We start from the raw sequence: 14,543 nt of genomic DNA on the forward strand, positions 1-14,543 counted from the left end.
AGGCGGCGCCGCGTGGTGCCGCCCGGCCTTCCCGGGCCCGGGGGAGTCCTCAGCTCTGCTGCTCGCCCAGCAGCCGGTCCGCGATCTCCTCGATCCGGGCGCGCAGCCCCTCCTGGCTCTTGCCGCCGTCCAGCCGCTCGCCGCCGATGACGTACGTCGGGGTGCCGGTCACGCCGATCGCCTTGCCCTCGGCCTGGTCGGCGTCGACGATCAGGATGTGCCGGCCGTCGATCAGCGCGGTGTCGAACTCCTCGGCGTCCAGGCCGAGTTCACGGGCCACCTCGACCAGCAGGGGTTCCCCCGTACCGCCCAGCTCGTCGACCCGCGCCAGGACTGCCTCCACGTACGGCCAGCCGTCGCCCTGCGCCAGCGCCTCCTCGGCGGCCTGCGCGGCGGCGAAGGCGTGCTTGTGCCGCTCCAGCGGGAAGTGCCGCAGCCGCACGTCCAGCCGGTCGCCGTACCGGGCACGCAGGGCGCGCACGTCGTCGAGGGCGGTACGGCAGTCGGGGCACTGGAGTTCGCACCAGACGTCGAGGACGACGGCGTCGGTGCGCACGGGGGAGGAGTCGCTCATACCCCCCAGTCTTCCAGGCCGGCCACGACCGCCCCAATCCGGACCTGGGCACGGGACCGCGGCGCCCCCGGGGGTCCGGCACCGCCCCCGCGTCCCTGCCCCTCGCGGCCCTGCCCACCGGCACCCGAGGAGGAGGGGACCCGGAGATCACCCTGATCTGTGGCCGGGACCGTGGCCCCGCACGGGCCCGGCGGTGCAGGATGGAAGGGACGAAGCGCACGTCGGCGACGCCGTGGTGCCGCTCCGCCGTCGCTTCCGCCACCCGACCGAGCCCGCCTGGAGGACCGGATGATCGCCGAGACAGTCTGCTCCGCCGTGTCCGCGGCGGGCCTGGGTATCGCGGTGGTCACGGCCTACCGCAGACGTTTCCTGGCGGCGGCCCGCATCGCGGCCTACGCGCTGGTGCCGGTCGGCCTGGTGCTGACCGGCGTCGTGGGCTGGCTCTCGGACACCGCCCTCAGCCCCACCGCTTGGGCCGGCTTCGGCGTGCTGGCCGCGGCCTGGCTGCTGTTCGCCGCCACCCGCGCGGTGGAGCGCCGCAGGGGCGGCGCGGGCGCGGAGCACGGCACGCCGGCCGACACCGGGTCGATACGCCCGGGGGCCACGGCACCCGCCTCCTCCACCCCGGCCCTGCGCCAGGGCCGGGGCAGGGGAACGGCGCAAGGGCAGGCGCAGGGCCAGAGCCAGGGCAAGAGCCCGGCGTCCGGCGACGACTTCAGCGACATCGAGGCGATCCTCAAGAAGCACGGCATATGACAGTCACATGACTCGCCGGATCGTCACAGTGCGTCCGCGGTCGTCCGGATTCGTTCACCAGCCGAAGCGAGCCGGAAGCAAGATCATGGGATTCGGCGAACTCCCGCAAGATCGTGGGCCGTGATCGCTGACGGGGCGGCGGGTGCGCCATCATCGGCCGCGAGATGCTGGATACGACACAGAGCGAGGCCGCGCCGCCGAAGGACGAGCCGCGCGGGTGCCTCTTCGCCCTTTCCCAGCCACCGCTGATGATCTTCCTTGCGGTGATCGGGTGTCTGATCCTCATGGCTGCGCTGCACGATCTGCTGTTGCTGTGAGCCGTACACGTCCGTCCCGGCGCCACCCGCCGGGACCGACGTCGCCCGAGGACCGCCGCCGTCGACAGGGCGCCGTCCCCGGTCGCATTCATCCGCTCGCACCAGATCGGGCCAGATCGGCCCGGTCGGATCAGAACGGTCAGCCGGTCGCTTCCTTGCGCCGCGCCCGGTAGGCGGCCACATGCAGCCGGTTGCCGCAGGTGCGGCTGTCGCAGTAGCGGCGGGAGCGGTTGCGGGACAGGTCCACGAAGGCGCGGCGGCAGTCCGGGGCCTCGCAGCGGCGCAGGCGCTCCTCCTCGCCGGCCACGACGAAGAAGGCCAGGGCCATGCCGCAGTCGGCGGCGAGATGGTCGGCCACGGAGGAACCCGGGGCGTAGTAGTGGACATGCCAGTCGTAGCCGTCGTGATTCGTCAGCCGCGGGGTGGTGCTCGCCGCCGCGACCAGCTCGTTGATCAGCCCGGCGGCGCTCCTGGCATCCGGGGCCGCGAAGATCGCCGCGAACCGCGCCCGCACCGCCCGGACCGCCGAGAGGTCGGCCGAGGAGACCACACCGACATCGCTGATCCCGTGACTGCGTACGAATTCCGCGAGGGCCGGGACATCGGGCAGCCCCTCCGGCGCCGACTCGTCCTCCGGCGCGGTGTTGACCAGGTCCACCACGGTGTCGAGGGCGCACCGGGTGTCATGGGTGATCAGCACGTTTCGCTCCCTGGCCTGGGGGTCGGGCAGGCGCCCGCCGATGCTGGCCGATCGTAGCGACAACGCGTCCCCCGCACCGGGCCCTGTCCGGCCCCGGCCGCCGGTGGAACGCCGCCGGGGGCCCAGGAGTGTCCGGAAGCCGCCGTACGCCCGTCCCCGGGCCGTCTCGGCGGCCCGCGGGCGCGCGCACGACGGACCGACGCCGCTTCCGTGAGCGCTCACGGTGACGCCGCCGGCCCGTGCCGTATGCGGTTGTCCTGGCCCGAGCCGTCTCCCCGAGTGGACGGCGCCGGGCTGCTCGGAAGGGCGGGCTAGCTTTCCGCCAGGATGTGGGAGAGCTCCTGGTCCAGATCGAAGTGCCGGTGCTCCGTGCCGGGCGGCACGGCGGCGTCGGTTCGCTTCAGGAAGGACTCGAGGGCCCGTGCGGGCGCCTCGAGCAGGGCCTCCCCCTCAGGGGAGCTGAGGGCGATGCAGACAACGCCCTGACCGTGGCTGCGGGACGGCCAGACGCGGACGTCTCCGGTTCCGGTGGGCCGGTGCAGCCCCTCGGCGAGGAGGTCGCGGGCGAACACCCACTCGACGGTCTCCTCGGCTCCGGTGTGGAAGGTGGCGTGCACGGCGTAGGGGTCGGCCGTGTCGTACCGCAAGCCTGCGGGGACAGGCAGGGAGGACTCGCTCGACACAACGAGGCGCAGGTGCAGCTCGCAGCTGACCGTGGTGTTCATAAGCGCCAGGGCCTTTCGCTCAGTGTGCGCTCGGGGATTCGCACGTCGGCGAAATCGACATGCCACCTACGGTGCCGTTGTAAACCCCTCTGAGGGTTTTGCGTGCGTTTACGACACTCTTCCGGCCGAGAACTCGTACCGGATCTACGACCATTCCGGTGACGTGAATCACTCGGGTAGCGTTGTCGGTATGAATACGGGGAGTGACGAACAGGGGCTCGGGTCGCGCGCGCCCGAATTCATCAAGGCGCGTCGGCTGCTGCACCGCGGCTGGCAGGCCGGCGTCTTCATGATCGGCCTCGCGGTCGTGATCGCCGGCGTCGCCATGCTCGCGCTGCCCGGACCCGGCTGGGTGGTGATCTTCGCGGGCATGGCGATCTGGGCGACCGAGTTCGTCTGGGCCCAGGTGGTGCTCCGCTGGACCAAACGCAAGGTCACCGAGGCGGCACAGCGTGCCCTGGACCCCGAGGTGCGCCGCCGCAACATCGTGCTGACGGTGGCCGGAGCGGTGATCATCGCTGTGCTGTGCACGATCTACCTGTGGCGGTTCGGGTTCGTGCCGCCCTGGAGGATCAAGGGCCGGTGAGCCGCTCGCGCGGCTCCCCGCGCGCACCGCCGGGCCGCTGGTCGAAGGCACCGCCTGACATGGGGTAATGTTCTTCCTGTGCCCGGGCGATTAGCTCAGTGGGAGAGCGCTTCGTTCACACCGAAGAGGTCACTGGTTCGAACCCAGTATCGCCCACCCCGGACCGACGGCCCCTCCGCGAAAGAGCGGAGGGGCCGTCGTCGTATTCACCGGTCATGACGAGCCGTCACCCGGTGGGAGAAGTTCCGGCCACGCACAACTGGCCAAACCCGTCGGGGTTTTCCGGAAAACCGCCGGCTTTCCCGCGCGCCGCGCCGGGAGCCGGGAATTCCGGGTGACATCAACGCCCGCAAAAAGTAAGCGATCTGAGGTCCGATCAGCGCGCGGCGGGGGGTGGCCGCCCGGGGGCGGGCAGACTCGGCACATGGACTGGAACCACTACCGCTTCCGCAGCCCATGGCGCCTGCCCGTGCCCCCGGCCGCCGTCTTCGCCGTACTGGAACGCCCCGAGGACTACCCCCACTGGTGGCCCCAGGTGCGCTCGGTGACCCGGCTCGACGACACCACCGGCGTCCTCACCATCCGCTCCGCCCTGCCGTACGCCATGACCTTCACCGCGCACGAGCGGCGCCGCGATCCGGCCGCGGGAATCCTGGAGATCGCCATGAGCGGCGACATCGAGGGCTGGGCCCGCTGGACGGTCACCGCCGCGGACCCCGGCACGCTCGCCGTCTACGAGCAGGAGGTCGACGTCCGCAAGCCCCTGCTCCGGCGGCTGGCCGTGCCCGGCCGCGCGGTCTTCCGCGCCAACCACCGCCTGATGATGCGCGCCGGACGGCGCGGACTGCTGCGCCGGCTGGAAGCGGTTTGAAGGATCGGCGTCGGGACCTGTATTGTTCAGTGCGTTCCCGGGCGATTAGCTCAGTGGGAGAGCGCTTCGTTCACACCGAAGAGGTCACTGGTTCGAACCCAGTATCGCCCACCGGGAAAGAGCCGGTCCGCACAGCGGACCGGCTCTTCTGCTGCCCAGGGCCGCGAGCCCGGCATGATCCGAACGAGAGGCCCTACGCCGCCGCCGGCATCTCCGGCCGCAGCGGCCACTCCGTGTGGACCGTCTCCTCCGAGCCGTTGCGCGCGAACCAGGACTGGAGGCCGCGGGCCTGGGCGGCATGCCAGTTGGCCTGGAGGGTGTGCAGCTCGGCGGGGGAGAGGCGTTCGAGGCGGGTGGCGAAGCGGCGGCCCAGCGCGCGGACCACCTCCAGCGCGGCCAGCGCGTCCGCCGCCGCGTCGTGCGCCCCCTCCAGCTCCACGTCGTAATGCGCGCACAGATCCGTCAGCGTGCGGCGCCCCTTGCGATAGCGGTCCAGATGCTTGTCCAGCACCCGCGGATCCAGCACCCGCAGCGGCACCGACGGGAACCACCGCTCCAGCGACGACGCCCGGTGCCGGCGCAACTCCCGGTCCAGCAGCGTCAGATCGAACGGCGCGTTCATCACCACCAGCGGACGCCCCCGCGCCGCGTGCTCCGCCAGCTGCTCGGCTATCTCGAACATCACCGGCGCCGGCCAGCGCCCGTTGCGCTGAAGGTGCTCCTCCGTCAGACCGTGCACCGCCGTCGCCCCCGCCGGCACCGGGACACCCGGGTTCACCAGCCAGCGCGAGACGCGGGGCAGGGTCTCCGGGGCGTCCTGGACGACGACGGCGGCCGACACGATCCGGTCGGTCTCGACGTCCACACCCGTGGTCTCCGTGTCGAAGGCGGCCAGCGGCCCCTCGTACCAGTACGTCATCCCAACCCAACTCCTCGTTCACCCTCGGCAGATGACGTCCCGTCTTCTGCCCGTTTGGTGATACCCGGGCCGTTTGCGCCGTACGCCGGACGGAGACAACAGGAGTACGGGTCTTTGCAGTTCAGCAGCCCGCAGCGGGGAAACTCTTGGCTCGGAAGGCTGTTGGTCATGGCCACTCTGCAGCCCGAGCGCGGTGGGCTGCTGCCCGAGCGCACGGGCACCGTCCGCGGCTCGCTCGCCATCACCGCCTGCATGGAGACACTCCAGGTCGGCTACCTCCACGCGGTCGCCGCCGCGGCCGGCTGCTCGCTGTCCCAGCCCTTCCCGGACAACGGCATCGACTGGCACGTCAGCCACAGCGCGCCCGGCCACACCGTCGACGACGAGGTCACCGTCAAGGTCCAGCTGAAGGCCACGTACCAGATACCGCCGCATCCCCCGGGCCGCACCTTCTCCTTCACCCTCGACAACGACCATCTGCGCAAGCTCGCCCGCACACCCGTCTCGGTGCACAAGATCCTCGTCGTGATGCTGGTCCCGCGCGCCCAGGACGACTGGCTGCGCGCCGGCCACGACCGGCTCGACCTCAGGCACTGCTGCTACTGGGTCAACCTGGCCGGCCACCCGCTCACCGGCCGGACCCGGACCACCGTGCGGATACCGACCACACGCATCTTCGACGACCGGGCGCTGTGCGAGATCATGACCCGTGTCGGGACGGGAGGCAGACCATGAGGAACCGTCCCCCCGAGCAGCCGGTGCCGCCCCGGCCGCACCCCGAAGCCCTCCCGTGGCACCGCCCGCCGGACCCCGCCGACGTCGACCCCGCCGTCCTCGCCGCCCTGCTGCGCCGGCACGGCTGGCAGCGCCGCGGCGGGGCCGCCGGACGCTACGGACGCTGGACCCCGCCGGGACCGGGCGGCGCCGGCACCAGCCTGCTGGTCCCCGAGAACCGGGCCTTCCCCGACAGCGACGACCTCCTCGCCGAGGCCCTGGACGCCCTCGCCCGCGCCGGCACCTCCGCCGCCCGCGAGGTGCTGATCGGCCTCGCCGTACCCAGCGACGAGATCCGCTGGTGGCGCGACACCCCGAGCGGCCCGGCCGGCGCCGCTTCCTGGGGCCACGAGGAGCAACTGCGCGAGGCCGGGCGCCAGTTGCTGCTCGCCGCCGCGCTCGCCACCCGCGCCCGGACCGGCTACCACGGCGCCCGCCACCGCCGCGCCGCCACCGCACTCCTCGACGACGTCCTCGTCGGCCCCGCCGCCGAGGACGGCCGGCTGACCGCCTTCGCCCCGGTGGCCGTCGCCCGCCCCGTCGCCGTCCGCCTCCACCAGGCCCTGTACGCCGCCCGCGAGGCCATCGACTACCGGCGCGCCACCGGCGGCATGGACGCCTTCGACGGCGCCGTCGAAGCGGGCGTCAGCCGCGAGCTGACCGAGGCCATCGGCGCGCTGGTGCGCGGCACCGAGGGCGCCGGGGTCGCCGTCGCCTGGGCACCCGCCGCCGGCGTCCCCGAGGGCTGCGCCCCGGGCGCCGAACCCGTCGAGTTCTCCCCCGGCGACCTGCCCGTGCTGCGCGAGGCCGCCGCCCGCTATCTGCACGAGGAACCCTCCGTGCCGGTGCGGATCACCGGCGCCGTGGTGCGCCTGCGCCGCTCGGGCCCGCGCGGCGAGGGCACCGTACGGCTGCGCGTCCTCGCGGGCGCCGAGGTGCCGCACGTCCGCGTCACCCTGGACGAGGAGGACTACCGCATCGCGGGCCACGCCCATCTCGTCGGCCTCCCGGTGCGGGTGCACGGCCGGCTGGAGCGGCGCGGCGGCTTCCGCAGGCTGACCGGCGCCTCCGGGGTCGTACCCGTGCAGGTGGACGACGCCGAGCGGGACCGGCTGATGAAATCCCTCCAGGAGAACCTGGACTTCTTCGAGGAGGCGTGCGGGGAGGCGTGAGGGGCCGGGGACCGACCGTAACCGTTTCGCGGTCGGTGCCCTCGGGTCGGTACGATCGCCTGTGCGCGCGCTCCTGGTATGGCGCCGCACCCACCTTCAGTCAGGAGAGACCGGTGTCAGACGTCCGTGTGATCATCCAACGCGATTCCGAGCGGGAAGAACGCGTGGTGACGACGGGCACTACGGCCGCCGACCTCTTCGCGGGCGAGCGCTCGATCATCGCCGCGCGCGTGGCCGGCGAGCTGAAGGACCTCGCGTACGAACTGTCCGACGGCGACGAGGTCGAGGCCGTCGAGCTCGCCTCCGAGGACGGCCTGAACATCCTGCGCCACTCCACCGCGCACGTCATGGCGCAGGCCGTGCAGGAGCTGTTCCCCGAGGCCAAGCTGGGCATCGGCCCCCCGGTCAAGGACGGTTTCTACTACGACTTCGACGTCGAGAAGCCGTTCACGCCCGAGGATCTCAAGGCCATCGAGAAGAAGATGCAGGAGATCCAGAAGCGCGGGCAGAAGTTCGCCCGCCGCGTCGTCACCGACGAGGCCGCCCGCGAGGAGCTGGCCGACGAGCCGTACAAGCTGGAGCTGATCGGCCTCAAGGGCGCCGCGTCGCACGACGACGGCGCGGACGTCGAGGTCGGCGCCGGCGAGCTGACGATGTACGACAACCTGGACGCCAAGACCGGCGAGCTGTGCTGGAAGGACCTCTGCCGGGGTCCGCACCTGCCCTCCACCCGCCTCATCCCGGCGTTCAAGCTGATGCGCAACGCGGCCGCCTACTGGCGCGGCAGCGAGAAGAACCCGATGCTCCAGCGCATCTACGGCACCGCCTGGCCGTCCAAGGACGAGCTGAAGGCGTACCTGGAGTTCCTCGCCGAGGCCGAGAAGCGCGACCACCGCAAGCTCGGCGCCGAGCTGGACCTCTTCTCCATCCCCGAGCAGATCGGCTCCGGCCTCGCCGTCTTCCACCCCAAGGGCGGCATCATCCGCCGCACCATGGAGGACTACTCGCGGCGCCGCCACGAGGAGGAGGGCTACGAGTTCGTCTACACCCCGCACGCGACGAAGGGGAAGCTCTTCGAGACCTCGGGCCACCTGGACTGGTACGCCGACGGCATGTACCCGCCCATGCAGCTCGACGAGGGCGTGGACTACTACCTCAAGCCCATGAACTGCCCGATGCACAACCTGATCTTCGACGCGCGCGGCCGCTCCTACCGCGAACTGCCGCTGCGCCTCTTCGAGTTCGGGACCGTGTACCGGTACGAGAAGTCGGGCGTCGTGCACGGCCTCACCCGTGCCCGCGGCTTCACGCAGGACGACGCGCACATCTACTGCACCCGTGAGCAGATGTCCGAGGAGCTGGACAAGACGCTCACCTTCGTCCTCGGCCTGCTGCGGGACTACGGTCTGACCGACTTCTACCTGGAGCTGTCCACCAAGGACCCGGAGAAGTTCGTCGGCTCCGACGAGGTCTGGGAGGAGGCGACCGAGACCCTGCGCCAGGTCGCCGAGAAGCAGGGCCTGCCCCTGGTCCCGGACCCGGGCGGCGCCGCGTTCTACGGCCCCAAGATCTCGGTCCAGACCAAGGACGCCATCGGCCGCACCTGGCAGATGTCGACCATCCAGCTCGACTTCAACCTGCCCGAGCGGTTCGACCTGGAGTTCACCGGCTCCGACGGCGCCAAGCAGCGTCCGGTCATGATCCACCGCGCGCTGTTCGGCTCCATCGAGCGGTTCTTCGCGGTGCTCCTGGAGCACTACGCGGGCGCGTTCCCGGCGTGGCTGGCTCCGGTGCAGGCGGTCGGCATCCCGATCGGCGACGCGCACGTCGAGTACCTGGAGAAGTTCGCCGCGGCGGCCCGCAAGCAGGGCCTGCGCGTCGAGGTGGACTCCTCCTCGGACCGCATGCAGAAGAAGATCCGCAACGCGCAGAAGCAGAAGGTGCCCTTCATGGTCATCGCGGGCGACGAGGACATGTCGAACGGCTCGGTGTCCTTCCGCTACCGCGACGGCTCCCAGGAGAACGGCATCCCGGTCGACGAGGCCATCGCCAAGATCGCCACGATCGTGGCGGAGCGGGCCCAGGTCTGACCCTGGCCGAGAAGGGCCCCCGGCGGACGTCCGTCCCCGGGGGCCCTGGCCTGTACGGGGGCCTTACGCCATATGCTGCACAGCATGACGAGTGAGCCGGAGCAGCAGATCGGCGTGGGGACGCAGGACGCGTTCCAGCGCCTGTGGACGCCTCATCGGATGGCCTACATCCAGGGCGAGAACAAGCCGAGCGGCCCGGAGGCCGGAGACGGCTGTCCCTTCTGCTCGATCCCGGCCAAATCCGACGAGGACGGGCTGATCATCCGCCGCGGCGAGCATGTCTACGCCGTCCTCAACCTGTATCCGTACAACGGCGGCCATCTGATGACCGTGCCCTACCGGCACGTGGCCGACTACACGGAGCTCTCCGCCCAGGAGACCGCCGAGCTGGCGGAGCTGACCAAGCAGGCGATGACCGCGCTGCGCACCGCGTCCGGGGCGCACGGCTTCAACATCGGCATGAACCAGGGCGCGGTGGCGGGCGCCGGCATCGCCGCTCATCTGCACCAGCACGTGGTGCCCCGCTGGGGCGGCGACACCAATTTCATGCCCGTCGTGGGCCACACCAAGGTCCTCCCGCAGCTCCTCGCCGACACCCGCGCGATGCTGGCGGACGCCTGGCCCGCGTAGACCGGTACGACACCCGCGCGATGCTGGCGGACGCCTGGCCCGCGTAGACCGGTACGGCTGCGGAAAGAGGGCGCCCCCCACGCGGGGAGGCGCCCTCTCCGGGTTCCGGGCGCGCTACGCGTCGTACAGGTCCGCCTTCCGCGGCGACGGGTCCTGGACCATGCCGCTGAGCACCGAGGAGCGGTTGCCGAACTTCTCCGTGTCGACGCCGTGGTCCTTGAGCACCTTGATCGCGGCCGAGTGCACGACCCGCAGCACCGGGGTGGCCGCGCGCAGCGCGTCGTCGGCCATGAAGCGGTGCTTCCACGGCTGGTCGGCCCAGGCGTGCCGCAGGCCGAACGGCTCGGGCAGGCCCAGCGAGCCGCCGAGCCAGTTGAGCAGTGGCGGGTACCAGGCCAGCGGGGCGCGCACGCCGAGCCGTACGACCTCGTCCGTGGTCATCAGCGGCAGGTTGATCTTGCGGGTCTCCCAGAACTTGAAGGTCTTGGTGACCTCCTTGGTCCGTCCCTCCGGCTTGCTCCAGAACAGGCCGTTCACCGGGCCGAGCGCGTGGCCGGTGACCTCGATGCGCAGCGTCTCGTGCAGCACGGTGACGGTGATCATCATGGTGATCACCAGCTGGCCGTCCCACAGCGTCCACTGCACGCCCAGGTAGTGCCGGTCACCCTTGCCGAACTGCTGCTTGTTGCAGATGTCCTGTATGGCGTGCGGCTTGACCTGGAAGGCTTCCACGTCGGCGCCCTCGGGCCGGGACACCGCGCCCGCGCCCTCGGGGATCGGGGTGACGATCCAGTGCTTGACCGACGGCTTGGGGAAGCCCCCGGTGTTCAGCGGGCCGCGCTCCAGCAGGGACAGCTTGTCGTGGATCGCGCGGATGACGTCCCAGCTGCGGAAGGGGTGGATCTCGCGGCCGGGGTCGTCGGAGATCAGTTCCTCGGCGAGCTGCCAGGAGCCCCAGCGGGTGCCCATGCCGAGTATGCCCTTGGGGCCGGCGTAGAAGACCGAGTTGGACTGCTGTTCGGCGGTGAGCCGGGCCAGGGACTCGCGCAGCGCGTCGGCCGCGGTCTGGTTCGGGCCGCGCGGCACCGCCTCGGGCACCTTGATGCCGACGCTGCTGCCCGAGAGCAGGCCGTCCCAGCGGGCGCGCAGGTCCTGGGCGGTGCGTTCGCAGATCCGCTTGGCCAGGTACCAGCCGACGACGGGCAGCACGACGGCCGCTCGCGCGTACCAGCCCCAGAAGCCGCCGAACGGCATCTTCCACAGGAACAGCGCGGCGAGCAGGCCCACGCCGAGGAGCAGGGTGGTGCCCAGGGTGCCGGCCCGTTTGTCGTCCCGCCGGGCGACGAAGGCGCGCAGCTGGAAGACGAGCAGCCAGCCGATCAGGCCCGGCAGGAAGAGCACGCCGCACAGGACCGTCACGAGCGTCAGCCGGTTGTCGCGCTCCCGGCGGATGTTGTTGGCCGCCAGGCAGTGCTCGACCACGAACTGGGGTTCGGAGCCGAAGGACTGGATGAGCGGCTTGCGGCCGGCGCCGAGCATGCGGTCCACGACGGCGCGCGAGAACGCCTCGCCGAGGTTGGGCCGGAACAGCGCGATCCTGCCGCCCCTGACGCTGGACTGGTGCCACTCGTTGTCCGCGTCCTTGATCTTGTCGACCGGGCCGTCCCGGTAGGCCGCGGAGGCCAGGGCGGCCGTCGCCGCCTGCTGGCCGTCGCCGGAGACGGGCACCTGGGGCCCGTCCCACTCGGTTCCAAACGACATTCCCGCCCCCATCGCCGCCGGCGTCGCTCCTGCGGCCTTCCCGACTTCCCTGCCCCGCACACCTGTTGGGCCCGTCGTCGTACCGAAACCGGACGGCCGGCGCGGGACGTGCCCAGGTGATCAGCGTATCGGCCGGCACCGGCGAGCGGAGGGCGGACGGCCGAAGCCGTCCGCCCTCCGGAGCCGGGGCCGGCCGCCCCGGGGGCCGGGAACTACCCGTCCTCCCCGCCCTGTTCGCGGATGCGTTCGGCGATCTGCGCGGGCATCGGCTCGTGCCGTGCGTACGCCCGGTCGAAGCGGGCCGTGCCGTGGGAGAGCGAGCGCAGGTCGACGGCGTAGCGGCCGATCTCGAACTCGGGGACCTCGGCCCGGATCAGGGTGCGTCCGGTGCCCACCTGTTCGGTGCCGAGCAGCCGGCCCCGGCGGCCCGACAGGTCGCTCATCACGGCGCCCACGTAGTCGTCGGGGACCAGGACGCCCACCTCGGCGACCGGCTCCAGCAGGTGGATCCGCGCGTCGGCGGCGGCCTCGCGCAGGGCGAGCGCGCCCGCGGTCTGGAAGGCGGCGTCGGAGGAGTCCACCGAGTGCGCCTTGCCGTCGAGCAGGGTGACCCGTACGTCCACGAGCGGATGCCCGGCGGCGACGCCCTTGGCGGCCTGGGCGCGGATGCCCTTCTCCACGGAGGGGATGAACTGGCGCGGCACCGCGCCGCCGACCACCTTGTCCACGAACTCGATGCCCGAGCCGCCCGGCAGCGGTTCGACCTCGATCTCGCAGATGGCGTACTGGCCGTGCCCGCCGGACTGCTTGACGTGCCGCCCGCGTCCGGCGGCCCGGTTCGCGAACGTCTCCCGCAGGGAGACCTTGTGCGGTACGACGTCGACCTGGACGCCGTAGCGGCTGCGCAGCCGTTCCAGCGCGACGTCCGCGTGCGCCTCGCCCAGGCACCACAGCACCACCTGGTGGGTGTCCTGGTTCTGCTCCAGGCGCATCGTCGGGTCCTCGGCGACCAGCCGGGACAGCCCCTGGGAGAGTTTGTCCTCGTCGGCCTTGCTGTGCGCCTGGATGGCGACGGGGAGCAGCGGGTCCGGCATCTGCCAGGGCTCCATCAGCAGCGGGTCGTCCTTGGCGGAGATCGTGTCCCCGGTCTCGGCGTGGCCGAGCTTGGCCACGCAGACCAGGTCGCCCGCGACGGCCTGGGTGAGGGGCCGCTGCTGTTTGCCGAAGGGCATGGACAGGGCGCCGATCTTCTCGTCGACGTCGTGGTCCTCGTGGCCCCGGTCGGTCAGACCGTGCCCGGAGACGTGCACCGTCCGGTCGGGGCGCAGCGTGCCGGAGAAGACGCGGACCAGGGAGATCCGGCCGACGTAGGGGTCGGACGCGGTCTTGACGACCTCGGCGGCCAGCGGTCCGTCGGTGTCGCACGGCGTGAGCTCGCGGGCCTCGCCGTCGGGGGTGGTCACGCCGGGCACCGGGTGTTCGAAGGGGGTCGGGAAGCCGCCCGTGATCAGGTCGAGCAGTTCCACGGTGCCGAGGCCCTGGCGGGCGCCGTCGGCGGCGGGGGCGGCCGCCAGGACCGGGAAGAAGCGGCCGCGGGCCACGGCCCGTTCGAGGTCCTGGACCAGGGTCTCGATCTCGACCTGCTCGCCGCCGAGGTAGCGGTCCATGAGGGTCTCGTCCTCGCTCTCGGCGATGATCCCCTCGATGAGCCGGTTGCGGGCCTCGTCCAGGTCGGGGAGCTGGTCCTCGCCGGGTTCGGACTCCTTGCGCTCGCCGCTCGAGTAGTCGAACAGCTTGCGGGTGAGCAGCCCCACCAGGCCGGTCACGGGCGCGTGTCCGTCGGGGCCCTCGGCTGCGCGCAGCGGCAGGTAGAGGGGCAGGACCGCGTCCGGGTCGTCGTCGCCGAACGCCTCCGCGCAGATCCGGGTGGTCTCCTCGAAGTCGGCGCGGGCCGCCTCCAGGTGGGTGATCACGATCGCGCGGGGCATCCCGACGGCGGCGCACTCCTCCCAGACCATGCGGGTGGAGCCGTCCACGCCGTCCGAGGCGGAGACGACGAAGAGGGCCGCGTCCGCGGCGCGCAGACCGGCCCGCAGTTCCCCGACGAAGTCGGCGTATCCGGGGGTGTCCAGGATGTTTATCTTGATGCCGTCCCAGGAGACCGGTACCAGGGACAGCTGGACGGAGCGCTGCTGGCGGTGCTCGATCTCGTCGTAGTCGGAGACGGAGCCGCCGTCCTCCACGCGGCCCGCCCGGTTCACCGCCCCGGCGGTCAGCGCGAGCGCCTCCACCAGGGTCGTCTTGCCCGATCCGGAGTGGCCGACCAGCACCACATTCCGTATGGACGCGGGCTGGTCGGCCGTCAGAGCCCTGCCGGCGGCCCCGGGGTGTGTCTGGGTCTTGTCGCCCATGATCCTGCCTCCCGTGCACGGTGAGGTCATCGGGGCGCGGACACGCGAACCGCGTGCTGCGGCGGCTTCGGCGACGCCCGCGGTTCTTCGAGCTTTCCACTCCCGTCACGCCGCGTCCATACGACGGACCCGCGACGGACCCGATCCCGCCGCCGGTGCCCGGCGCGGGGCCGTACGGTTCCCGTACCGGCGCCCCTCGCGGGGTCGTGCGCACCGCTCCCGGGCGGCTTCGCGCGAGCCCGGCGCACGACCTCGGC

Annotated in this window: 14 protein-coding genes and 2 tRNA genes; 10 read left to right on the forward strand and 6 right to left on the reverse strand. The window is 71.9% G+C overall.

Translation table 11 applies throughout. The annotated features are described in order from the left end of the window. Positions 1–49: 49 nt before the first annotated feature. A complete protein-coding gene (locus tag GHR20_RS29185; RefSeq protein WP_194859020.1) occupies positions 50–574 on the reverse strand; it encodes a DsbA family protein in 525 nt (174 codons plus the stop codon). Positions 575–862: 288 nt separating this feature from the next. Here GHR20_RS29185 and GHR20_RS29190 point away from each other — a divergent pair, with 288 nt between their 5' ends. Both GHR20_RS29190 and GHR20_RS36940 read left to right on the forward strand, forming a co-directional pair. Then, positions 863–1,330, forward strand: coding sequence for a hypothetical protein (locus GHR20_RS29190; RefSeq protein WP_153814849.1), 468 nt, complete (start codon positions 863–865; stop codon positions 1,328–1,330). 164 nt (positions 1,331–1,494) lie between these two features. Beyond that, positions 1,495–1,647: a hypothetical protein gene (locus GHR20_RS36940; RefSeq protein WP_164932512.1), complete on the forward strand. Its 153-nt coding sequence runs from the start codon at positions 1,495–1,497 to the stop codon at positions 1,645–1,647. A 139-nt stretch (positions 1,648–1,786) separates the two neighbouring features. Here the strand turns inward: GHR20_RS36940 and GHR20_RS29195 are convergent, their stop codons facing one another. Together GHR20_RS29195 and GHR20_RS29200 are read right to left on the reverse strand one after the other, a co-directional pair. Further along, positions 1,787–2,347 carry a CGNR zinc finger domain-containing protein gene (locus tag GHR20_RS29195; protein WP_153814850.1) on the reverse strand — a complete coding sequence of 187 codons (561 nt, stop codon included), beginning with the start codon at positions 2,345–2,347 and terminating at the stop codon, positions 1,787–1,789. Between the two features lie 311 nt (positions 2,348–2,658). Then, complete coding sequence (locus GHR20_RS29200; protein ID WP_004002642.1) at positions 2,659–3,072, reverse strand: SsgA family sporulation/cell division regulator; 414 nt, start codon at positions 3,070–3,072, stop codon at positions 2,659–2,661. 190 nt (positions 3,073–3,262) lie between these two features. Here GHR20_RS29200 and GHR20_RS29205 point away from each other — a divergent pair, with 190 nt between their 5' ends. The 4 genes from GHR20_RS29205 (at position 3,263) to GHR20_RS29220 (ending at position 4,640) form a co-directional block, all read left to right on the forward strand. Further along, the gene (locus GHR20_RS29205) at positions 3,263–3,658 is read left to right on the forward strand and encodes a TIGR02611 family protein (protein WP_153814851.1); all 396 of its coding nucleotides are present in this window, start codon (positions 3,263–3,265) and stop codon (positions 3,656–3,658) included. Between the two features lie 84 nt (positions 3,659–3,742). Then, positions 3,743–3,814, forward strand: a tRNA-Val gene (locus tag GHR20_RS29210). Positions 3,815–4,082: 268 nt separating this feature from the next. Further along, positions 4,083–4,529 (forward strand): SRPBCC family protein, encoded by a 447-nt coding sequence (locus GHR20_RS29215; protein WP_111586956.1) that lies wholly within the window; start codon positions 4,083–4,085, stop codon positions 4,527–4,529. 39 nt (positions 4,530–4,568) lie between these two features. Further along, positions 4,569–4,640, forward strand: a tRNA-Val gene (locus tag GHR20_RS29220). Between the two features lie 82 nt (positions 4,641–4,722). Here the strand turns inward: GHR20_RS29220 and GHR20_RS29225 are convergent. Beyond that, a complete protein-coding gene (locus tag GHR20_RS29225; RefSeq protein WP_111586957.1) occupies positions 4,723–5,448 on the reverse strand; it encodes a 3'-5' exonuclease in 726 nt (241 codons plus the stop codon). Between the two features lie 168 nt (positions 5,449–5,616). Here GHR20_RS29225 and GHR20_RS29230 point away from each other — a divergent pair, with 168 nt between their 5' ends. The 4 genes from GHR20_RS29230 to GHR20_RS29245 all read left to right on the forward strand — a co-directional run bounded on the left by GHR20_RS29230 (position 5,617) and on the right by GHR20_RS29245 (position 10,114). Beyond that, positions 5,617–6,183 (forward strand): DUF4365 domain-containing protein, encoded by a 567-nt coding sequence (locus GHR20_RS29230; RefSeq protein WP_153814852.1) that lies wholly within the window; start codon positions 5,617–5,619, stop codon positions 6,181–6,183. Continuing rightward, positions 6,180–7,394, forward strand: coding sequence for a hypothetical protein (locus GHR20_RS29235; RefSeq protein ID WP_153814853.1), 1,215 nt, complete (start codon positions 6,180–6,182; stop codon positions 7,392–7,394). Before GHR20_RS29230 ends, GHR20_RS29235 begins: the two co-directional genes overlap by 4 nt. Positions 7,395–7,507: 113 nt before the next feature. Next, a complete protein-coding gene (gene thrS / locus GHR20_RS29240) occupies positions 7,508–9,484 on the forward strand; it encodes a threonine--tRNA ligase (RefSeq protein ID WP_153814854.1) in 1,977 nt (658 codons plus the stop codon). A 72-nt stretch (positions 9,485–9,556) separates the two neighbouring features. Then, positions 9,557–10,114, forward strand: a complete 558-nt coding sequence (locus tag GHR20_RS29245; protein WP_111586961.1) for an HIT domain-containing protein — start codon at positions 9,557–9,559, stop codon at positions 10,112–10,114. A 114-nt stretch (positions 10,115–10,228) separates the two neighbouring features. On the opposite strand, the gene GHR20_RS29250 is transcribed toward GHR20_RS29245, so the two are convergent. Both GHR20_RS29250 and GHR20_RS29255 read right to left on the reverse strand, forming a co-directional pair. Next, on the reverse strand, positions 10,229–11,875 hold the full coding sequence (locus GHR20_RS29250) for a hypothetical protein (protein ID WP_153814855.1): 1,647 nt from the start codon (positions 11,873–11,875) through the stop codon (positions 10,229–10,231). 212 nt (positions 11,876–12,087) lie between these two features. Beyond that, positions 12,088–14,286: an elongation factor G-like protein EF-G2 gene (locus GHR20_RS29255; RefSeq protein ID WP_153814856.1), complete on the reverse strand. Its 2,199-nt coding sequence runs from the start codon at positions 14,284–14,286 to the stop codon at positions 12,088–12,090. Positions 14,287–14,543 lie beyond the last annotated feature (257 nt).

The organism is Streptomyces sp. SUK 48 (assembly GCF_009650765.1).
Classification (GTDB): Bacteria; Actinomycetota; Actinomycetes; order Streptomycetales; family Streptomycetaceae; genus Streptomyces.